This window comes from Rhodococcus sp. WB9 (assembly GCF_007558985.1).
Classification (GTDB): Bacteria; Actinomycetota; Actinomycetes; order Mycobacteriales; family Mycobacteriaceae; genus Rhodococcus_F; species Rhodococcus_F opacus.
In genome coordinates, this window is record NZ_CP041769.1 from 18,944 (window position 1) to 39,357 (window position 20,414).

General features: G+C 67.2%; 15 protein-coding genes and 2 pseudogenes. 11 read left to right on the forward strand and 6 right to left on the reverse strand.

What is annotated here, in order from left to right; genetic code table 11:
- Positions 1-67 precede the first annotated feature (67 nt).
- Entirely contained in the window at positions 68-334 is a 267-nt protein-coding gene (locus FND50_RS00095; RefSeq protein WP_005254325.1) for a helix-turn-helix domain-containing protein, read from the reverse strand.
- 96 nt (positions 335-430) lie between these two features.
- On the opposite strand from FND50_RS00095, the gene map reads away from it, so the two are divergent.
- Complete coding sequence (gene map / locus FND50_RS00100; protein ID WP_007301202.1) at positions 431-1,219, forward strand: type I methionyl aminopeptidase; 789 nt, start codon at positions 431-433, stop codon at positions 1,217-1,219.
- Between the two features lie 123 nt (positions 1,220-1,342).
- Here the strand turns inward: map and FND50_RS00105 are convergent, their stop codons facing one another.
- Complete coding sequence (locus FND50_RS00105; RefSeq protein WP_144284343.1) at positions 1,343-2,395, reverse strand: YeiH family protein; 1,053 nt, start codon at positions 2,393-2,395, stop codon at positions 1,343-1,345.
- Positions 2,396-2,496: 101 nt separating this feature from the next.
- Between FND50_RS00105 and FND50_RS00110 the strand changes: the two genes are divergently transcribed.
- Positions 2,497-3,402 (forward strand): LysR family transcriptional regulator, encoded by a 906-nt coding sequence (locus FND50_RS00110; RefSeq protein WP_144284344.1) that lies wholly within the window; start codon positions 2,497-2,499, stop codon positions 3,400-3,402.
- A gap of 7 nt (positions 3,403-3,409) precedes the next feature.
- On the opposite strand, the gene FND50_RS00115 is transcribed toward FND50_RS00110, so the two are convergent.
- The 3 genes from FND50_RS00115 to FND50_RS00125 form a co-directional block, all read right to left on the reverse strand.
- Positions 3,410-4,141, reverse strand: a complete 732-nt coding sequence (locus FND50_RS00115) for a sulfite exporter TauE/SafE family protein (RefSeq protein ID WP_005254322.1) — start codon at positions 4,139-4,141, stop codon at positions 3,410-3,412.
- 49 nt (positions 4,142-4,190) lie between these two features.
- Positions 4,191-5,219, reverse strand: coding sequence for a phosphotransacetylase (locus FND50_RS00120; RefSeq protein WP_144284345.1), 1,029 nt, complete (start codon positions 5,217-5,219; stop codon positions 4,191-4,193).
- A gap of 90 nt (positions 5,220-5,309) precedes the next feature.
- Positions 5,310-6,680 carry an aspartate aminotransferase family protein gene (locus tag FND50_RS00125; RefSeq protein WP_186301210.1) on the reverse strand — a complete coding sequence of 457 codons (1,371 nt, stop codon included), beginning with the start codon at positions 6,678-6,680 and terminating at the stop codon, positions 5,310-5,312.
- Between the two features lie 225 nt (positions 6,681-6,905).
- Between FND50_RS00125 and ald the strand changes: the two genes are divergently transcribed.
- The 3 genes from ald (at position 6,906) to FND50_RS00145 (ending at position 10,140) form a co-directional block, all read left to right on the forward strand.
- Positions 6,906-8,027, forward strand: a complete 1,122-nt coding sequence (gene ald / locus FND50_RS00135; RefSeq protein ID WP_005561841.1) for an alanine dehydrogenase — start codon at positions 6,906-6,908, stop codon at positions 8,025-8,027.
- A 103-nt stretch (positions 8,028-8,130) separates the two neighbouring features.
- Entirely contained in the window at positions 8,131-9,600 is a 1,470-nt protein-coding gene (locus FND50_RS00140; RefSeq protein ID WP_061043647.1) for a PLP-dependent aminotransferase family protein, read from the forward strand.
- A gap of 147 nt (positions 9,601-9,747) precedes the next feature.
- Positions 9,748-10,140 carry a hypothetical protein gene (locus FND50_RS00145; RefSeq protein WP_260850856.1) on the forward strand — a complete coding sequence of 131 codons (393 nt, stop codon included), beginning with the start codon at positions 9,748-9,750 and terminating at the stop codon, positions 10,138-10,140.
- Positions 10,141-10,233: 93 nt separating this feature from the next.
- On the opposite strand, the gene FND50_RS00150 is transcribed toward FND50_RS00145, so the two are convergent.
- Positions 10,234-11,667: an IS1380 family transposase gene (locus FND50_RS00150; protein WP_144284347.1), complete on the reverse strand. Its 1,434-nt coding sequence runs from the start codon at positions 11,665-11,667 to the stop codon at positions 10,234-10,236.
- A 118-nt stretch (positions 11,668-11,785) separates the two neighbouring features.
- On the opposite strand from FND50_RS00150, the pseudogene FND50_RS00155 reads away from it, so the two are divergent.
- The 6 genes and pseudogenes from FND50_RS00155 to FND50_RS00180 form a co-directional block, all read left to right on the forward strand.
- Positions 11,786-12,556, forward strand: a pseudogene (locus FND50_RS00155) (hypothetical protein); the annotation flags it as partial.
- A gap of 104 nt (positions 12,557-12,660) precedes the next feature.
- Positions 12,661-13,252 (forward strand): annotated as a pseudogene (locus FND50_RS00160) (dihydrofolate reductase family protein).
- A 531-nt stretch (positions 13,253-13,783) separates the two neighbouring features.
- The gene (locus FND50_RS00165; RefSeq protein ID WP_144288938.1) at positions 13,784-14,680 is read left to right on the forward strand and encodes a universal stress protein; all 897 of its coding nucleotides are present in this window, start codon (positions 13,784-13,786) and stop codon (positions 14,678-14,680) included.
- A 224-nt stretch (positions 14,681-14,904) separates the two neighbouring features.
- A complete protein-coding gene (locus FND50_RS00170; protein WP_144284348.1) occupies positions 14,905-16,263 on the forward strand; it encodes a hemolysin family protein in 1,359 nt (452 codons plus the stop codon).
- 602 nt (positions 16,264-16,865) lie between these two features.
- A complete protein-coding gene (locus tag FND50_RS00175; RefSeq protein ID WP_144284349.1) occupies positions 16,866-17,582 on the forward strand; it encodes a universal stress protein in 717 nt (238 codons plus the stop codon).
- A 101-nt stretch (positions 17,583-17,683) separates the two neighbouring features.
- Positions 17,684-20,386, forward strand: a complete 2,703-nt coding sequence (locus FND50_RS00180) for a cation-transporting P-type ATPase (RefSeq protein ID WP_260851086.1) — start codon at positions 17,684-17,686, stop codon at positions 20,384-20,386.
- Positions 20,387-20,414 lie beyond the last annotated feature (28 nt).

Genomic DNA, 20,414 nt, shown 5'->3' on the forward strand with positions numbered 1-20,414 from the left:
CTGCGCATGCCACCCGCCTCGGATCTGAATCCTGTGTGCGGGCAGCGCTGGTCGAGCTGGAAAATTGTTACCCGGTTTGCCGGAGGCCGGTGTGGGCAAGGCAGATGTCGGCGAGCTCGTCGAGCGACAGGGGAAGCACCCGGGCGAGGGCCGCGACAGTCGTGAATGCGGGTGTCGCCATCCGCCCGGTCTCGATCTTCCGAAGAGTCTCCGGAGAGATCCCCGCCTCCTGCGCAACCTCGGCGAGGGTGCGATCACCCCGCGCCTGCCGTAGCTGATGACCGAGACGCTTACCTGCGGCCAGCTGTTCCGGGGTCAGGGGGAGACGCACCATGCGAGCAGTCTAACCCTGCAGCGGTATGAAAATCCCAGCCCGCGGTCTAGAGTGGTATTTTAATACCGAGTTTGTGCGTACGAAGAGGAGCAGTTGGTGCTGGAACTGAAAACACCCCGCGAGGTCGCCGCGATGGACGTCACCGGCACATTCATCGCCGAGTTGCTCGACGATCTCGAACACCGCGCCGAACCGGGCGTGAATCTGCTCGAGCTCGAAGACCGAGCCCGCCAGTTGATCGCCCAGCGCGGCGCCACGTCGTGCTACTGGGACTATGCGCCGTCATTCGGGCGCGGACCGTTCCGCAACGTCATCTGCCTGTCGGTCAACGACGCGGTACTACACGGCCTACCGCACGACTACGTGCTGCAGGACGGGGACCTGCTGAGCATGGACATCGCAGTGTCCATCGACGGGTGGGTCGCCGATTGTGCCCGCAGCATCATCGTCGGCAATCCACGACCCGAGGACGCGCGCCTCATCGCAGCCACCGAAAAGGCCCTGACAGCCGGAATCGCCGCCGCGTTACCCGGCAACCGGCTGGGCGATGTGTCTGCCGCGATCGGCGCGGTCGCCGCCGAGTACGGGTACCCGGTCAACACCGAGTTCGGTGGCCACGGGCTCGGGCGGACCATGCACGAAGATCCGCACGTATCGAACACAGGACGCGCGGGCCGAGGCCTCACACTGCGCCCGGGACTGACCCTCGCCCTCGAACCGTGGTTCGCCGCCGGCACGGACAAGATCGTCTACGACCCCGACGGGTGGACCATCCGCTCCGCCGATGGATCGCGCACCTCGCACAGTGAACACACCATCGCTATCACCGACGGCGCGCCGCTCGTGCTGACGCGCCGGGAACAGGTCGCTGCAACTGCACTGTGATTGTCAGGCCCCCGGACGACGGCCCCCGCCGAACGAACGGGACGCTCGTTCGATCTGACGCAACGAGCGTCCCGTTCGTCGCGGCGGGGGAGGCGACGGGGGCGAAGGGGGTGGGTAGCGGTATCACCCCGCGAGCAGGACCCCGACCAGGGCGATCGACGCGACCCAGACGGTGGAGATACCTGCGAGCACGAAGGGTCGTGCGCCGACCTTCTTGATCGTGGCGATCTGGACGCCGGCGCCGAGGGCGAACATCGCGGCGGTGAGGAGGGCAGTCTGCACGATCTTGGCCTCGGCGAGCAGGCCCGTGGGCAGCAGGCCGGACGACCGCAGGCCGACGCAGGCGAGGAAGGCGAGGACGAAGAGCGGGACGAGCGGCGGCCGCTTCACGTCGGCGTCGGTGCCGGCGAGCCTGCGCTGGCGCACGCTGAGGACGGCCATGACCGGGGCGAGCATGAGGACGCGGGCGAGTTTGACCACCGCAGCCACGCCCAATGCGGCACCACCGATCGCGCCGCCCGCGGCGACCACCTGGGCGACCTCGTGAATGGATCCGCCCGCCCACAGGCCGGCGTCGGTGTCGGAGAGTCCCAGCGCCCGCGACAGCAGTGGGATCGCGGGGATCATGAGCGTGCCGAAGATGACGACGAGCGCGACCGCGGTGATCACCTCTTCCTCGTCGGCGTCCACGACACCGTCCACCGCCGCCACCGCGGCCGCGCCGCAGATCGAGAATCCGCAGGCGATGAGCAGCCGCTGGGTCCAGCTGAGGCCGAGCAGCTTGCCCGCGAACATCGTTCCCACGATGCCCAGACAGACGATCGACACGACCACGACGATGACGCCCCAGCCCAGTCCGAGAATGTCGCTCAGCATCAACTGGAGTCCGAGGAGGGCGATGCCCACCCGCAACAGCTTCTTGGCAGAGAACTGCAGGCCGGGACGCAGGCGTTCGGGCAGGTGCACGACGTTCGACAGCACGGCGCCGAGCACGATGGCGATGAGCAGCGGGCTCACCGTCGGAAGGAACCGGCCGACACCCATGGCGACGGCGGTGGCGACGGCGCACAGCGCCAGACCCGGCAGGAGAGTGGCCGTGGCGGTCTGCAGTCGCGGCAGCGTTGCCGGGCCCTCGACGCGCTGTTCCTCGGACTTCTCGCTCAGTTGACTACTCATGGATCCACGGTCCGTCACGGCGGCCGTCTCCGGTAGCCGTCATCTCGACATGAACACATATCATTGTGATATGTCTTGCGCCAGGGTCATATACTCGATGCATGTCCCGCAGATGGCCCGAGTTCCCCGTTCTCGAGTTGCTCGTCGGCGTCGACGACCACGGAAGCCTCAGCGCTGCCGCCAGACTCGCCGGAATGGCGCAGCCGAATGCCAGTCGTGCCATCAAGCAACTCGAGCGCCAGTTCGGCATGACGCTGCTGCAGCGCAGCCCGACGGGCTCGATACTGACACCGCAGGGAACCGTGATCGCGCACTGGGCACGCCGGGTGCTCTCCGATACGCGCCGGCTGCTCGACGTGGCCGAGGGACTGCGCGCGGAACGCGCCGCCGAGTTGACGGTGGGTGCCAGCATGACGGTCGCGGAACACCTGATGCCAGGATGGCTGGGGCAGTTTCGCCGCTTGCACTCCGACGTGACCATTCACCTGCAGGTGCACAACTCGACTCAGGTGTTCGAGCGGATCAACAGCAGGATCTGCGACGTCGGGTTCGTCGAATCGCCGACGGTGCCGCGACCGTTGAAGAGTCTCACGGTGGCGCGTGACCGCCTGGTCGTCGTCGTTCACCCCACCCACCCGTGGGCCCGGCGACGGAAGGCGCTGACCGTCGCCGAATTGGCGCTGACACCGCTCCTGGTCCGCGAGCCGGGGTCCGGCACGCGAACCACCCTCGACGTGGCATTACAGGAATACGACAGGGCGGCACCACTTCTCGAGCTGGGCAGTTCCGCCGCGATTCGCACCAGCGTGCTGGCCGGAGTCGGCCCCGCGGTGATGAGTACCCTCGCGGTGGCGGAGCAGGTCGGCGCCGGAGAACTGAAGGTGATCGACGTCGACGGCCTCGAGCTCGACAGGGTGCTGCGCGCCGTGTGGCGGGGCGCGCGTCAGCTCGACGGTCCCGCGGGAGAACTGGTGCGTCTGGTCCGACGGGTCGGTGCCGAGCCCTGAGCGGTTGTCATCCGAGAAGGCAGGTCGCCGCACCGGCCGCGATCACCAGCACGATGACCGCGGAACGAAACACCCCCGGCGGAAGTCGGCGCGCGATCGCCAGTCCGGTGACGTTGCCGATCAGCGCGGCGATGACGAACACCGGGAGGCGCGGCCAGAACATCGACTCCGTGATCTCGTCGTGGAACCACAGGACAGCGAGAGCCATGACGTTCGCGACGATGAAATAACCTGCGAGATCGGCAATGAAAGCCAGCGGTGGCAACCGCGCTCGCATGAGCAACAGGACCGGTGGCGGTCCGTTGAGCGACGTCGTCGTTCCGAGGTAGCCACCCACCGATCCGGTGAGAACGTGCGCGGTCGTGGAGGGCACACGCGTGGCGTCCGCGCGGGTTGGCAGTGCCATCGCGAGCCCGCACAGCATCACCACGGCACCCGCTGCCGGCTTCAGATACTGCTCCGGCATCAGACCGAGAGTGACCGCGCCCAGCCAGGCGCCGGGCAGGCTACCGCCACCGAGCAGTGCCACCCGTCCCCAACTGATGTGTTCCCGCAACTGATATGCCGCGCCGATCCGCGTGATCAGTCCTGCCACCAAATTGACGAATACCACTTCGGGAACGGCGAATCCGACCATCAGCATCACCGGTGTCGCGATCAGTGCCGTCCCGAACCCGGTGGCGCCGCCGATGACGGACGCGATGCCGATGCACAGGGCACCGATGAGGAGCATCGTCATCGCGTCTCCCTTCTCGATCCGGCGGCACGTTCGCGTGCAGGTGTGAAGTTCAGGTGGCCAGGGATTGGACTGCGCTCACCAGAGCCATCAGTTCGATGTCGCTGCCGGTGCATCCTCGGGACAGGTCGTTCCACGGTGCGGCCAAGCCTTGCAGGATGGGACCCAAGGCTATTGCACCCCCGAGCCGCTGGGCAATCTTGTACCCGATGTTGCCTGCGTCGAGATTGGGGAAGACCAGCACATTGGCGCGGCCGGCGACCCGCGAACCGGGCGCCTTGGACGCGCCGATCTCGGCGACCAGCGCGGCATCGAATTGCAGGTCACCGTCCACGTGCAACTGTGGGTCCCGGACGCGCACCAGGTCCGCGGCCTCGCGGACCTTCTCCACTCGCGGGTGGCTGGCGCTGCCCTGGGTGCTGAACGACAGCATCGCCGCGATCGGAGTCTGCTCGGTGAGCTGGAAGTGGGTGGCGCTGGCAGCCAGCGCAATGTCGACCAGTTCCTCGACCGTGGGGTCGGGTACGACGGCGCAGTCGGAGAACGTCAACTGCCTGCCGTCCGACAGCAACATCAGAAACGAGCTCGACAGGATGCTCGAACCCGGCGCGAGCCCGACGATGCGCAGCCCGGCCCGCAGCACGTCGGACGTCGGCCTGCTCGCGCCCGCGACGCAGGCGTCGACCACTCCGGCGCGCAGTGCCGCCGCGGCGAGGCACACCGGGTCGGACAGCGCCGACTCGACCCGGTCGGGGTATTTGGCGAATCCCGATTCGACGGCGTCGCGGATCGCGGGGTCGGCAGCCGCCTCGGCGAGGTCGACGACGAGTTCCTCGGCAAGGGGGATATCCGCGGCCTCGGCGATGCGCCGGATGACGTCCCGCCGCCCGAACAGCCGCGGGGACACGACACATTTGTGGTGCAGATGGTGGGCGGCACGGATCGCGCGTTCGTCTTCTCCGTCCGCGAGACCGACGACGCGATTCTCCCCACGCAACGTGGCGATCCAGTGGTCGATCAGCGACGAATCATTCAGTCGTGCAGCGTCGGTGGGTGGTACAGCGGTGACGCCCGGGGCCATGGCCTCGCTCTCCCATCACTACGAAGAGGGGTGGCGGTCGTCGATCTCGACGACCGCCACCCGGTGGAAAATCGGGGAACGTATCGTTCCCTACGGCTGGATTGCCTTTTCGATGTCGGTGAGCATGCTGTCGATTCCGTGGAGCAGTTCCGAGAGCACCTCGTCGTCGGCGACGAGTGGCGGCGAGATCATCAGCATCGTGGCACCGCGGTCGTCGCCGCGGAGGATCACCTTGGTGCGGGCGAACGCCTCCGGCAGCACCTTGCGCAACACCGTCAGCGACTCCTGCTCGGTGAACTCGCGGCCGCTGTCGCTGTCGGCCATCAATTCGATCGCGTAGAAGAAGCCGGTGCCGCGCACGTCCTTGACGCAGCGGTGCGAGCTCATCAGCGAGTCGAGTGCCGACCGCAACTTCGGTCCGCGCGCGGAGACATTGCCCAGCACGTTCTCGTCGCGCATCGCGGTGACGTTCGCGACCGCCACCGCAGTCGACACCGGGTGTCCGCCCCACGTCGCGCCGTGCGTGAACACGCCGCCCTTGGGCGAGTCGTAGAGCTCGCGAACCAGCTGCTCACGCACGATCAGGCCGCCGAGCGGCGCGTATCCGGACGTGGAGCCCTTCGCGAACGTGATCATGTCGGGAACCACACCGGTCAGCCCGTGCCCGAACCAGTGTCCGAGGCGGCCGAACGAGCAGATCACCTCGTCGGAGACCAGCAGGATCCCGTGCTTGTCGCACAACGCGCGCAGCGCGGCCCAGTATCCGTCCGGCGGGACGAGGGCGCCGCGCCCGTTCTGAACGGGTTCGGCGAACACGGCGGCGATGGTCTCGGCGCCCTCTTCCTCGATGACGGCTTCGATCGCGGCGATGCAGTCGAGCTCGTTCGCCGGTCCGCAGTCGCCGAGGAATCCGAGGGTGTTGGGTACGGAGCGGACCCCGGGCAGCAGCGGTCCGAACGGGTCTTTGATCTTGGGCAGCTGTGTCACCGAGAGGGCGCCGAGAGTGGTTCCGTGATACGCCATCTCACGGCTGATGATCTTGGTGCGCTGCGGGTTGCCCTGGCTGCGGTGGTACTGCCGGGCGAACTTGACGGCCGTCTCCACGGCCTCGGAACCCGAGTTGACGAAGAAGGTCGTCCCGAGATCACCGGGCGCCAGGTCGGCGATGAGCGCGGACGCCTCGATCGCGGGAATGTGGGCGCTGCCCCAGTTGGAGGCGTACGCCAGCGTCCCGATCTGCTCGCTCGCCGCCTTGGCGATGTCGTCGCGGCCGTGACCGATGTTCACGCAGAACAGGCCTGCCAGACCGTCGAGGAAACGGTCCCCCTCGGTGTCGATCAGATAGCTTCCCTCGCCACGAACGAACACCGGGAAGTCGCTTTCCCAGGTGTCCTTACGGGTGAAATGAGGTCCGAGGTGCCGGCGGGCCCGTGCTCGCAATTCGGTGACGTCCACGACCATCTCCTTCGTTGTCGAATGGCTGTGATCCACAACATACCGACGGGGCAGACCGCAGGTCAGGGCCAGAAGAGCGGTATTCGATGGGTCCAGTCTGGTCCCCGTAGACGGCGCTCAACTGGTCCTTCTGGTCCCATGCCAGAGTGATCCAGACTTCGGTATCGAATCGCTCGGGCACCACGACATGTGGTCGGAGCGGCGAACAGCCCCAGCTAACGGAGGTCTCAGATGAGGATCGGTATCCCCAAGGAAGTCAAGAACCACGAGTACCGGGTGGCGGCCACTCCCGCCGGTGTCCACGAAATGGTCGCCCACGGGCACGACGTGTTCGTGGAACGCGGTGCGGGGGAGGGCTCGTCGATCGGTGACGACGCCTACGGTGCCGCCGGCGCGAAGATCCTCGACTCCGCCGACGCGGTGTGGCAGAGCGCGGAACTGCTGCTCAAGGTCAAGGAGCCCATCGCCGAGGAATACCACCGGATGCGTTCGGACCTCACGTTGTTCACCTACCTGCACCTTGCTGCGGGTGAAGAGTGCACCCGGGCACTGCTCGCCGCCGGCACCAATTCCGTTGCGTACGAGACCGTTCAGCTTCCCGACGGTTCGCTGCCCCTGCTGTTCCCGATGAGTGAGGTCGCCGGCCGGCTCGCACCGCTCGTCGGTGCGCAGGCACTCATGCGACCGGAGGGTGGCCGCGGCGTACTGATCGGCGGTGTGTCCGGTGTGTTGCCGGCTCGCGTCGTCGTGATCGGTGCAGGCGTATCGGGGATGAACGCCGTCGCCGTCGCCGCAGGCACGTGGGCCGATGTCGTCCTGTTCGACAAGAACGTCGACAAGCTGCGCGCCGCCGACCGGATGTACCAGGGCCGGATCCGCACCCTCGCCGCGAACTCCTACTCGATCGAGCAGGAGGTCATGCAGGCCGACCTCGTCATCGGTGCCGTCCTCGTCCCGGGCGCCAAGGCACCGAAGATCATCTCGAACTCGCTGGTCTCACGGATGAAGCCGGGCAGCGTCCTCGTCGACATCGCGATCGACCAGGGTGGTTGCTTCGAGGATTCGCGTCCCACCACCCACGCGGAGCCCACGTTCAAGGTTCACGACTCGGTGTTCTACTGCGTGGCGAACATGCCGGGAGCGGTGCCCCACACGTCGACGTACGCACTCACCAACGTGACCTTGCCGTACACCCTGCAGATCGCCGAGAAGGGCCTCGCCCGCGCGGCCAGGGAGAATGCCGCGCTCCGCGCCGGTGTCAGCACCGTCGCCGGGCGCCTGACGAACGATGCCGTCGGTGAGGCGCTCGGGATCGAGTCGGTCAGCGTCGACGACGCGCTCAACCTGGTTTGATTTCGCCGCCGGCCCGGCATACTGAGAAGTGCTCGTTCGAGAACTTCTCGGCGTGCCGGGTCGGCCTACCTCTGGCCACTCTTGGATCCACAGGAGGCGATGCGTGCCGAGAACACTGATCGAGGTCGACCGCAATTCCGCCGAACCGCTCTACCGCCAGGTTCGACGGGCGATCGAGCACGGCATCGCCAACGGGCTGTTCGATCCACGACACCGCCTTCCGAGTTCGCGTGAACTCGCCGTCGATCTCGCGATCTCCCGGAACACGATCAACCTGGCGTATCAGGAACTGATCGCCGAGGGACTCGTTCAAAGCCACCAGCGCTCGGGCATGTTCGTGAATCCCGACATGATCGAGACGCTCGCAACGGACGCCCGCGCGACCATCCCGCGCATCGACTGGTCGTCCCGCATCCGGCGCTACCCCGACGCCGACGTCCCGCACATCGAGAAGAACGTCGACTGGCACAGCTACCCGTACCCGTTCCTGGCCGGGCAGATCGACATCCGCAGCTTCCCCGCCCGGGCGTGGGTGCGCTGTCTCCGCGACGCGCTGTATCAACCCCACGCCTACGCGAGCCTCCAGGACAGCGTCGGTGCGGACGACCCGATGCTGATCGACATGATCCGCCAGCATCTGCTGCCCTCGCGCGGCATCGAGGCGAGCGCGGACGAGGTTCTGGTGACCGTCGGTTCCCAGCAGGGCCTGGATCTCGTCGGCCGGGTGCTGCTCGGACCCGAACATCGGGTTGCCATCGAGAATCCCGGCTATCTCGATGCGCGACACATCTTCCTGCGCACCGGTGCCCAGGTGTACGGCATCGACGTCGACGACCACGGCCTGCGGCCGCCGGAGACGCTGCGCGGCACGGACCTGATGTATCTGACACCGAGCCATCACCATCCGACCAACGCGACGCTCGGCATCGACCGTCGTCAGCGCCTGCTGCAGCTCGCCGCGGAGTCCGGCACCGTGATCGTCGAGGACGACTACGACAGCGAGTTCCGCTACCACGGCAGCCCCAGCCCGGCGCTCAAGGCGCTCGATTCCAGCGGCGACGCCGTGTACCTCGGTACGTTCTCGAAGTTCCTGGCCCCCGGTCTGCGTCTGGGCTACCTCGTCGGACCTGCGGACCTGGTGCGCGAATTGCGGAAGGCCCGACGGTACGTGCTCCGTCATCCCCCGGGTCACCAGCAACGGGCCCTGGCCATGCTCATCGACAGCGGGGAGTACCACCGAGCGCTGCGCCATCACCGCACCCAGATGAAACACAAATGGGAGCGTCTGTGTGCGGCCGTCGACAAATATCTCCCGTGGCCGCAGGAACCCTATCCGCCCGGTGGCGTCAGCTTGTGGATGACCGGCCCGGAGAACCTCGACTGCCGGGTGCTCGTGCGCGAGGCGGAAGCCCGCGGTGTGCTCATCGAACGGGGCGACATCTTCTTCACGCAGCCGGTCCCGCCCCGCAACCACTTCCGCATCGGCTACGGCGCGATCCCACTGCGCTCCATCGAAGAAGGGATCGCCCTTCTCGGCCAGGCGTGCCAGGCAAGTTTCCGCTTTGGCAGGTAGACCCCGACTACACCCGCGCCTGCGCGCATACTGCCGCCCAGACGGCGGCCTGTTCGGCCGGCTTCCTCGCGGCCGCAGTGGCCCACGGCCCGCGGTCAGAACATTTTTGGAGGCGCGTCGGCTCGGGGACTCTAGGGTGGTCAGCACATGACTACCGCAGAATCCTTGTTGGCCGGCCCACGTGGGCGTCGGATGCTCCTCGCCTACGCGAGGGACGCCGAACGAACTCTGCACTCCGACTTCCGCAGTGATTCGTTCGATCACGCCGTGTTTCTGGCGTCGTATCACCTCGAGTCCGGTCGAGAAGGCGCACGCGTGTTGTTCGGGCCCGGCGCTGAAGAGGCTCAGCGGACCGTCCTCACTGCAGACGATGTGGCGCACCGCCTGTCCCAGGTGCCGCTTCCCGAGGTGACGGCGGTTGCGCTCCGTTCGGCCCTCGCCGACGCGGTGGACGCGGCGTGCTACTGGCAGGACCCGGACGGTGAAGCCCAAATTCACCGATCGACTGATGTGCCGGTGCTGAGTTTCGTTGTGCGGTAGCGAGTAGGTTACGGGCGTGGGTGATCGTCCGACCTGTGGGTCGGGTTGTTCCACTGGGTCTTTCGCGTCGAGGCTGGGCAGGTGGGGTGGCTGTTAGGCGATGATCGGCTGCGTGCGACCGAAGGTGTTGTCGAACAGAGTTATCCATGCTGTTTCCCAGGGCCAGTGGGTTGGTAGGTGCAGCGTCAGGCGTCGGGCGGAGGAGGCGATGCGTGCGGGGACCGAGACGAGGGTGCGCCGGATGGTGCCGGTGGTCGCCTTCGTCAGCTTGGGATCGCCGGTGAGGGTGGCGGCGGCGCGGGTGAGGTTGAAGGCCATCACCGCGGCGACGAGCCAGGCGGCGTTCGCCTGAAACGAGTTCGACGGGAGATGCGCGAGGGCGGAGTTCTTCAGGTCCGCGTGGACCTGCTCGATGACGGCATGCCCGCGGTGGGTTTTGTCGGCGGCTACGGTGTCGAGGTCGGTGGGGTCGGTTGTGGTGAAGAAGGCGTGGAACCGCCAGATGTCGAACAACGTGCCCTGGCCCTGGTCCTTGGGTGGTCGCAGGTCGGGGATGCGGCGTACGACCAGCCGCCCGGGGATCTGGTGGGCCTTCTTTTGGGAGGCGAACGCGGTGAACGGTACCTCGGCGACCTCCGCCCGCGAGATCCAGGTATCGGTGTCCTCGTCGTAGACGGCGTCGGTGTACTCGATCGGCGTCCACGCGGACTCGTCCACGTCGATGGAGGCGATCGCCCGTTTGATGGTGGAGGTCAGGCGCACCGTGACCGAGACGTCCGCGCCCGCGCGGATCGCGGCACCGACGGTGGGATGGCCGTAGAACGCCGAATCGCACCGCATCAGGACTTTCGGCGCCCCATCTCCACCCGCCCCGCCGGCCTGGGAACGCAGCCGGTCGACGGTGGTCAGGGCGTCGGCGACCATGCGGGCCGCGCCACGTGCGGAGCCGCAGGCTCCTCGGCGTAGGCGTTGGGTGAGGATCACCGGCGCAGCGGTCTGCGTGGTGACAGTGGCGAGCAGTGCGTTCAGCCCGCGCACCCCGGAGTAGCCGTACCCGGACCCTTGCTTGCCGTGGCCGTGGACCTCGATGATCGTGTCGTCGATATCGACCAGCACTCGCCCGGCGTCGATCCCGGCCACCACCGGTGTCCGGTCGGCAAGGCCGATCAGCACGCGGGATGCCACGGCATCGAGCTGGCGGACGTGCCCGAACGTGAACTCCCTCAGAAACGAGCCCAACGTCGACGGGGCATAGGGGCGGTCGAAGACGGTCCCCATCGCCCCGTGCCGCAGGATGCCCAGGTCGGCGATGCTGTCGGCGCCCGCGACCATCCCGCCGACCAGGGACCCGATCTTGCGGCCGGCGTTGGCGCCTTTGTCGGTCGGCACGCTCAGGTGCTCGTCGGCGAGGGTGAGCAGGCCGCTGGCCTGCGCCAACGCAATCACCGGGACCAGCCCCGCGGTCGCCACGAGATTGGGGTCGTCGAACCTGGCCGCAGCGACGGGTCGGGTGTGAGATAATTCCATCTACGAGATGCCCTTCGGTGTGGCTGAATCTGACCCTAGAGAAGTCTTATTCTTCCACTACGACAGGGTATTTCGACGTTATGACACTCTCAGGCGCTCATTCGAATCGGTGCATCGAGGTGAAGACATCCTCGTCGAGGCCGAGCCTGTGCGCCGTGAGCTTCGACGGGTCGCCGAGCACATCGCACGATCCCCGCATGCGCAGTGGTGGACGACGCCCGCTGCGACCGATCAGTGGTCGGTGGGCTGGAGTGAGGACGATACGGATCCCGTTGACTCGACTACCACAGAACTGTTGCGTGACTACCGTGATCGGACTGCCGCGGAGGAAGTGCGAGCAGAACGCGATCGTCCGGCGGATCCGTCGGCGAACTGGTCCGGCTGGTGGTGGTCGTCTCCACCTACACGGTGTTCGACCCGGCGGCTGTTCGACGGGACCCCGGCCGGCTTGTGGTTCGTCGAGGACAGCATGGGATGGGAGCGCGCCATCACGCGACGAATGAACATCCCCGTCGGCGCTCGCGTGTACGAGGTCGACGGTGCGCAGGCCTGGGCAGAACTCTGCAGACAGTTTCCCGTCGAGGTCACCGCGCAGAAACGACGCGATTGGTACCGCACCACCGGACGATCAGGACGATGGGTCATTCCCGACTGGCCGCGGCTCTTCGAACGGTACGAGGGCGTGCATCTCACCGTGGCGGGATACCTCGCCGCGGCGGGCACCGCGATCGCCGTCGACGCCGACACCGCGAGTGTCATCGCGGGATGGGCGCCCGACGACGCCTACTGGCTCACCGACACCGTCAACCTCGACAGCGACGATTCCCGGACCTGGGTGTGCGACACCAGTGGAAGACATCCTTCCTGGGTCGGCGAAACGCACCGCTGAGGACTGCTGTCCTTGAGCTGCAAGCGGATCCGCGAACGCGATGCCGACGGGAATCGGCACGCGACACGCTAAATTTGGGGCACCCCTATGTAGAGGAGAGCCCCATGGGCAAGGTGGTCATGTACAGCTCGGTGTCGGTGGACGGCTTCATCGCGGACGAGAATGACCGGCCCGGACCGCTGTTCGACTGGTTGTCCGGCGGTGACGTCCCGTTGGACGAGAGCGGCGAGGTGAAGGTGTCGCAGACGTCCTACGACTACACCCGGCCGTACTGGGACCAGATCGGGGCGACACTCGTCGGCCGCCACGTCTTCGACATGACGGACGGCTGGGACGGAAAACCTCCGAGCGGGATCGACCACGTGGTCGTCGTGACGCACCGGCCGGAACCCGAGGGCTGGGACCCCGAGACGCCGTTTCACTTCGTCGACGGCGTCAGAGGCAGCCGTGGCCAAGGCGCAGGAGCTTGCGGGCGACCGCATCGTCGAGGTCGCCGCTGGCGACGTCGGTGGCCAGGTGCTTGCCGCAGACCTGGTCGACGAGGTGCGCATGGACGTCGTACCCGTCGTGTTCGGGTCCGGCAAGCGCTACTTCGGGTCGGTCCACGCGCAGCACCTGTTGGAGGATCCTGACGTGGTGATTCAGAGCAACCGGGTGCTTCACCTGCGCTATCGGGTGCGCCGTCGACCGATCTGAGCGGAGGCGAACGGTGACACAAGGTCGGCCTCAGGCGGCGTTTGCGCATCGCTGCCCCTGGTCGGGCAGCCGACGCCGATCCGCCCCCGCACCTCACCTGCGGCAAGTTCAACTCGATATCACTGGTTGCCGGTTTCCGTCGTATCTTGGCCAACCCCCGCTAGGTTTGTGCGGATCGGGTTCGTCAGACGACCTGACGAATCGGCAGGTTATGGGGAAACTTTCATTGAAGCCGTCAGACGAAGCAGCCATCCGTGCAAGTCAGGCCAGGGGCTCCTGATCAACGCCCAATCAGACTCGACCACGGTACCCAGACAAATCCAACGGTGTCGCCCCTGGGTCAGTCAGGTCCGGATCGCTTTGCACATCAGGCCAACTTCGGGAGTCCGGAGCCTAGCCGGCCGGACGCGGTAACAGCTGACGGAGTGGCTGACGCGGACACAGTCGATGGAACGTGACGGATGTCGTCGGAAGCGTTCAGGGACCTGGACGTCCGAGTGTCCGTCCCAACAAGTCAGCAGAGGAGTTCCCCTGCGCGCCGACGCCCCCATTGTTGTCGGAGTCGACGGCTCGGCGCCGGCCCTCGACGCGGTTCGGTGGGCCGCACGCGAGGCAGCGCTCCGCACCGTCCCGCTGCTGTTGGCGTCCTCGGTCATCGCCCGGCCGGGCACTTTCGGCGACGCGATCAATCTGTCCGCGGGGTCCTTCACGGACCTTGAAGCCATGGGAAAGCAGCGCCTCGATACCGCAGCAGAATTCGCCTCGAAAGTCACCTCCGACATTCCTTTGACGGTCCGCACGACGTTGCTCCAGGGTGCCCCGGCCGCGGTATTGCTCGAGTTGGCGGAGACAGCCCGCATGCTCGTCGTCGGGTCGCGCGGACTCGGCGAGTTCACCGGTGGCCTCATCGGCTCGGTGAGCACGGCAGTGGCCACTCATGCACCGTGTCCGGTCGTGGTGGTCCGGGGGACGCCTCCGATCGACGCCGGTCCTGTCGTCGTGGGAGTCGACGGTTCCCCGCGGAGCGAAGCGGCGATAGGCGCAGCGTTAGAGGAAGCCCGGATACGGCACACGGACCTCGTTGCGGTGCACGTATGGAGCGATTTCGACCTCACCACAGTCTTCACAACCGATCTGAGCGACCACGATCTCGGTTGGGCCGAAATCGCCACCGCGGAGGAGGCGGTGCTGTCCGAGAGCCTGGCCGGATGGCACGAGAGGTACCCCGACGTGGCTGTGCGGAAGGTCGTCGTTCGTGATCGTCCGGTACACCACCTCGTCGAGCTGTCCCATCACGCGCAGCTGGTTGTCACCGGCAGCCGCGGCCGAGGAGGATTCACCGCACTCCTTCTCGGGTCAACCAGCCGAGCTCTGCTCCACGCATCCCACTGCCCGCTGATGGTTGTCCGCGTTGATCCGACCTCCTGAAGAGCGACAAGGACTGTGCTCATCGCGCACGCCCAGCGGCCGGGGCCCGCCACCAGGTGCTTCGAACCCGCAAGAGGGAGGGGGTACGACTGTGCAATGTCCGTTTTGTCCGATTTGTTCGTTTTCGCCTATACTGAGCCCCACTCCGCGATCGACGAACTCTCCAGGAGAAAGGGCATGGGTCACCGTCACAGACCCCGGCCGCCCCGATCTGGGCGGCGGCGATGAACGACACCGTGGTCAATGCCTCACTGGTGCTGATCTTCGTGCTGGTCGGTGGCGTGTTCGCCGCCACCGAGATTGCGCTGGTGTCCTTGCGGGAGGGGCAGATCCGGCACCTGCAGCGTCGTGGGAGCCGCGGCGCCCGCACCGCCGCGCTGGCCCGCAACCCCAACCGGTTCCTCTCCGCGGTGCAGATCGGTGTGACCGTGGCCGGATTCCTCTCCGCCGCCTACGGCGCCTCCACCATCGCCCCCGCCCTGGTGCCCACCCTCGAATCGTGGGGCCTGCCGACCGGGGCCGCCGCCGCGACCGCCCTGATCGGGACCACCCTGATGATCGCGTACCTGTCCCTGATCCTGGGCGAGCTGGTGCCCAAACGTATTGCGCTGCAACGCGCCACCGGCGTCTCCCTGCTGACCGCGCCGACCCTGGACCGGTTCGCCACCGTGATGCGCCCGGTGATCTGGCTGCTCTCGGTCTCCACCGACCTGCTGGTGCGCCTGCTCGGTGGGGACCCGAAGGCGACCAACGAAGCGATCACCCACGAAGAACTCCGCGATCTCGTCCTCGGGCACACCGCGATCGCCGAGAACGAGCGCCGCATCCTCTCGGAGGTCTTCGACGCCGGTCACCGCTCCCTGATCGAGGTGATGCGCCCGCGCACCGACGTCGACTTCCTGCCCGCCGATACCCCCCTCGCCCGGGCCCGGCAGCAGGCCCTGGCGTCCGGGCACAGCCGGTACCCGGTCGTCGGCGACTCGTTCGACGACATCGTCGGATTCGTCCACCTGCGCGATCTGCTGCTCGCCGACGACAACCAGGTGACCACGGCGGCGGCGCTCAGCCGGCCGGTCCTGCAACTGCCCGCCTCCAAACCGGCCCTGGCGGCGCTGGCGGACATGCGCCGCGACAACCAGCAGATCGCCATCGTCGTCGACGAATACGGCGGCACCGCCGGCATCGTCACCCTCGAGGACATCGTGGAGGAGATCGTCGGCGAAATCGGCGACGAGTACGACGATCCCTCCCCGCCGGTGGGTGCCGACGGCGCATCGCGGCGGCCGACCCACCAGAACGTGGCCGGGCTCTTGATCATCGAGGACTTCGACACCGCCACCGGCATCACCCTCCACGATGGCCCGTACGAAACGGTGGCCGGTTTCCTGCTGCACCGACTCCAACGCGTCCCGCAACTCGGTGACAGCATCACCTTCGACGCCGCCACGCTCACCGTCAGCGCCCTCGACGGCCGCCGCATCTCCCGCGTCCGTGTCACCCACCCAGCCCCACACGCTCCGGGCACCGGCACACAACCGAAAGCTATACCTCATCGATCGAACCGGAAGTCCGACCACATATGACCGGCACATATGATCTGTCCTCGGCAGCGACACCGAGAGTCACCACCGTCGTTTGTGCCCACGGTATGCAGCGAGTGCGAACTTCACGGCTTTCTGGAGACGATTCGGATGACAGGATTCGACGGTCCTCGGTCAAGTCCTCGCCGGACCGACCGTGTGAGCGTTCCGCGATGAGGCTGGCCCGACACAGCCTGTGCGCGGTGATGATCCGGTGTGGTGTGCCGGCCCGGATGCTGATCATCGTCCCGTGGACGTCGGGTGGAGGTAATCGACTGGAAGAATCTCGAGACGAGCAGCAGGTGTCATCGGTCGTTCGAGTGGTAGCCGCGGCGTTCGCGCAGTCGGCACCGAACGTGATCAGCCCTGTGCAGCACGGGTGTGGTCGGTCGGTATTCGCCCCCCGTCTGGCGAGGTGGACCGGCGGGAGCCCGTCCGCAGCACTGTATTCCCGATTCGTGCGTGGCCGGTGCGCCTGCCGGGAACTGCCGCGGAATCCAAGTGCTCGGTCCTTTCACCGGGTGTGAGCCCCCCTTTCGAAGGTCATTCGAGAAGGTGCCGTTCGCCACTAGCGGCCTGGGTGGCCTGCCGACGATTGTGAGGAAATGAACTCGATCGTCGTGGTGGTGTTCGTCTTCGGGTGGATCCTCATCGGCCTGGTCACCGGATGGTGGATGGCCCGGCGCGGCCACTCCCCGCTGTGGACGGGCATCGCGGTGGCGTTGGGGCCGTTGTTCGTGCCGATCGCTTTCGAACGGGTCGAGCGCCGCCCGCTGCTGGCTGCCTCGGGTCCGGGCGATACGGGAGCTGCGGAGTCGGCCGATCCGCGTAAGCCGCGGATGCTGATCGGACTGGACGGCTCGGCCGAGGCGGAGCGCGCCCTGAACGCCGCGCTCGCTCTGATGGGTGACCGATGCGGGGCCCTCGTGCTCGCGGAGGTGGTCTCCTACGACGACGCGGTCGACGGCGATGCAACGAGACCGGTCGCGGCGGCGACGGAGCGGTTGGCGAGTGCAGCGTCCCGCATTGTCGGTGTTCGGACCACCTACGAGGTACTGGCCGGGCCCCCTGGTGAGACGTTGCGCCGGTTCGCCGACGAGCAGGACATGGACCTACTGGTCGTCGGCAGGCGCGGTCGTGGCCGCACGCCTCGGCTGTTGGGCAGCGTGTCCGCCGATTTGGTGCAGCACGCCAGGGTGCCGGTACTGGTTGTCGAGCCCTCGCCGGTCGGACCGGTGGGCCCGGGGGCCGATGTTCCCGACGCCGTCCGGCGGGAATCACCCCGTGACTCGGCTCCGGGTGCCGCGGGTGATCGTCGGTGAACCGGGTGTCGACCTCCCGTGGAGGCGAGGACACCGGCGGATCGAGAAGCGCCGACACCGACTCGGCGTGGCGGACGGGCGGGCGCAACACGCACCACAGTATTGCAGCGCACGAGGTGGTGCTGTTGCTCGAAACCGACCCGCACCGCGGTCTGTCCAGCGACGAGGCCGCGCGGCGACTGGAATCGTTCGGCCCGAACACGCTGCCCGCCGTCGCCGGCCCCGGGGTCGTGATGCGGATGCTGACACAGTTCCACAATCCGCTGATCTACGTGCTCCTCGTCGCGGGAGCGATCACCGCTGTGCTGGGTGAGTACGTCGACTCGGCGGTCATCTTCGCGGTGGTCGTGGCCAACGCGGTGATCGGATTCATCCAGGAATCGAAGGCAGAGTCGGCACTCGACAGTCTCCGGTCGATGGTGCACACGACGGCCAGAGTCGTCCGCGACGGCCAGGGACAGACCATTGCGTCCGAGGCGCTCGTGCCGGGCGATCTGGTGAACGTGGAGGCCGGTGACAAGGTCCCGGCCGACCTGCGGTTGATCCGGGTGGCGCAGTTGCGGGCGGACGAATCGCCGCTGACCGGAGAGTCCGCCCCGGTCACCAAGGACGAGGTGATCGTGCCCCGGCCGGCCCCGGTGGCCGACCGGCGGAACATGGCGTACTCGGGCACCTTGATCACCGCCGGTACCGGCACCGGAGTGACGGTGGCGACCGGCGCGGAGACCGAGTTCGGCGAAATCCACCGGCTGGTCGGAGCCGCGGAGTCGCTGGCCACACCACTGACGACGAAACTCACCGAGTTCAGCAAGATTCTGACTGTTGCCATCCTCGCCTTGGCCGCGGCGACCTTCGGTATCGGACTGCTGCGTGGGCAGGACGCGATCGAGACGTTCACCGCCGCCATCGCTTTGGCGGTCGGGGCGATTCCGGAAGGTCTGCCCGCGGCCGTCACCATCACCCTGGCCATCGGGGTGTCCCGGATGGCGCGGCGCGGTGCGGTCGTCCGGCGGCTTCCGGCGGTGGAAACGCTGGGAAGTACCACGGTCATCTGCTCGGACAAGACCGGTACGTTGACCGAAAACCAGATGACCGTCCGCAGGATATGGACCCCGGACGGCCAGTTCGAGGTCACCGGCTCCGGCTACAACCCCGAGGGACAACTGCTCGAGGACGAGGGTGAGGGCACCGCGGCACCGATCGAGTCCCATCCGGCGTTGCGGTGGTGCCTGCTGGCGGGCGCCGCCTGCAACGACGCGCTACTGCGCCACGACAGCGGTCGATGGACGATTCTCGGCGATCCCACCGAGGCAGCCATGATGGTCGCGGCCACCAAGGCGAACCTGAACCTCACCGGTTTCACGGAGACCCATCCACGCGTGGCCACCATCGCCTTCAGCTCCGAGCGCCGGTACATGGCGACCCTGCACCGCAGCCGCGACACCGGAGAGCACGTCGTCCTGGCCAAAGGAGCTGTCGAGCGGGTGATCGAGCTGTGTGACGGGGTGCTGGCCGATGACGGGTCCGTCCGCCCGATCGAGCGCAGACAGGTGCTGCGCGCCGCCGACGGCCTCGCCGGGCAGGGCCTGCGTGTCCTGGCCACCGCCGTCCGCCCGGTCGTCGACCCCGACGAGTTCGGCGACCCAATCCTGCCGGGCACGCTGGTGCTGACCGGGCTGCAGGCCATGCTGGACCCACCCCGCACGGCGGCGGCCGCGTCCGTTCGCGCATGCCGGAAGGCGGGTGTCTCGGTGAAGATGATCACCGGCGATCACGCCGGTACCGCCACAGCGATCGCGCGGCAGGTGGGGCTGCTCGACCCGAACAATGACCGGATCGGTGCGGTCCTGACCGGTACCGATCTCGCCGCACTCCCGGCTGAGGAGTATCCCGAGGCAGTGGACCGGGCGGCAGTGTTCGCCCGGGTGTCGCCCGAACAGAAACTGCGACTCGTCGAGGCGTTGCAGGCGCGCGGCCAGGTGGTCGCCATGACCGGTGATGGAGTCAACGATGCTCCCGCGCTCCGGCAGGCCAACATCGGGGTCGCGATGGGGGAGAGCGGCACCGAGGTGGCCAAGGACGCCGCCGACATCGTGCTCACCGACGACGACTTCTCCACGATCGAGGCGGCCGTGGAAGAGGGGCGCGGGGTGTTCGACAACCTCACCAAGTTCATCACCTGGACGCTGCCGACGAACCTCGGTGAGGGCCTGGTCATCCTCGTCGCCATCGTGCTGGGGACCGCACTGCCGATCCTGCCGACCCAGATCCTGTGGATCAACATGACCACCGCGGTCGCCCTCGGGCTGATGCTCGCCTTCGAACCGAAGGAAGCCGGGATCATGACTCGCCCCCCGCGCCGCCCGGATCAGCCGCTGCTGACCGGTGCCCTGATCGTCAGAATTTTGCTGGTCTCGTCCTTGCTGGTGGCCGGCTCGTGGTGGTTGTTCGAATGGGAGCAAGCGCACGGCGCCAGCCTCGAGCAGGCCCGCACGGCGGCGTTGAACCTCTTCGTCGTCGTCGAGGCCTTCTACCTGTTCAGCTGTCGATCCCTGAGCCGCTCGGCCTGGCGGATCGGCCTGTTCAGCAACCGTTGGATCATCGTCGGTGTCACCGCCCAGGCATTCGGTCAGATCGCCATCACCTATCTGCCCGCCATGAACACGGTCTTCGGCACCGCCCCGATCAACGCCGACGCGTGGATCCGCATCCTCGCGATCGCCGTTGTCACCACAGCCGTGGTCGCCGTCGACAAACAACTTCGACGCCGCACGACCAGCCTCGGAGTTGGAGCCCGCCAGTGATGGTACGGATAGCGCCAACGGGGCCGTT

Bases quoted from the DNA above. Each gene is read 5' to 3' on its own strand.
- FND50_RS00175 (WP_144284349.1), top strand. From the start codon at position 16,866: ATGAACTCGATCGTCGTGGTGGTGTTCGTCTTCGGGTGGATCCTCATC.
- FND50_RS00120 (WP_144284345.1), bottom strand. From the start codon at position 5,219: ATGGCCCCGGGCGTCACCGCTGTACCACCCACCGACGCTGCACGACTG.
- FND50_RS00115 (WP_005254322.1), bottom strand. From the start codon at position 4,141: ATGACGATGCTCCTCATCGGTGCCCTGTGCATCGGCATCGCGTCCGTC.
- FND50_RS00095 (WP_005254325.1), bottom strand. From the start codon at position 334: ATGGTGCGTCTCCCCCTGACCCCGGAACAGCTGGCCGCAGGTAAGCGT.
- FND50_RS00125 (WP_186301210.1), bottom strand. From the start codon at position 6,680: ATGGTCGTGGACGTCACCGAATTGCGAGCACGGGCCCGCCGGCACCTC.
- FND50_RS00150 (WP_144284347.1), bottom strand. From the start codon at position 11,667: ATGGAATTATCTCACACCCGACCCGTCGCTGCGGCCAGGTTCGACGAC.
- ald (WP_005561841.1), top strand. From the start codon at position 6,906: ATGAGGATCGGTATCCCCAAGGAAGTCAAGAACCACGAGTACCGGGTG.
- FND50_RS00110 (WP_144284344.1), top strand. From the start codon at position 2,497: ATGTCCCGCAGATGGCCCGAGTTCCCCGTTCTCGAGTTGCTCGTCGGC.
- FND50_RS00105 (WP_144284343.1), bottom strand. From the start codon at position 2,395: ATGAGTAGTCAACTGAGCGAGAAGTCCGAGGAACAGCGCGTCGAGGGC.
- FND50_RS00170 (WP_144284348.1), top strand. From the start codon at position 14,905: ATGAACGACACCGTGGTCAATGCCTCACTGGTGCTGATCTTCGTGCTG.
- FND50_RS00145 (WP_260850856.1), top strand. From the start codon at position 9,748: ATGACTACCGCAGAATCCTTGTTGGCCGGCCCACGTGGGCGTCGGATG.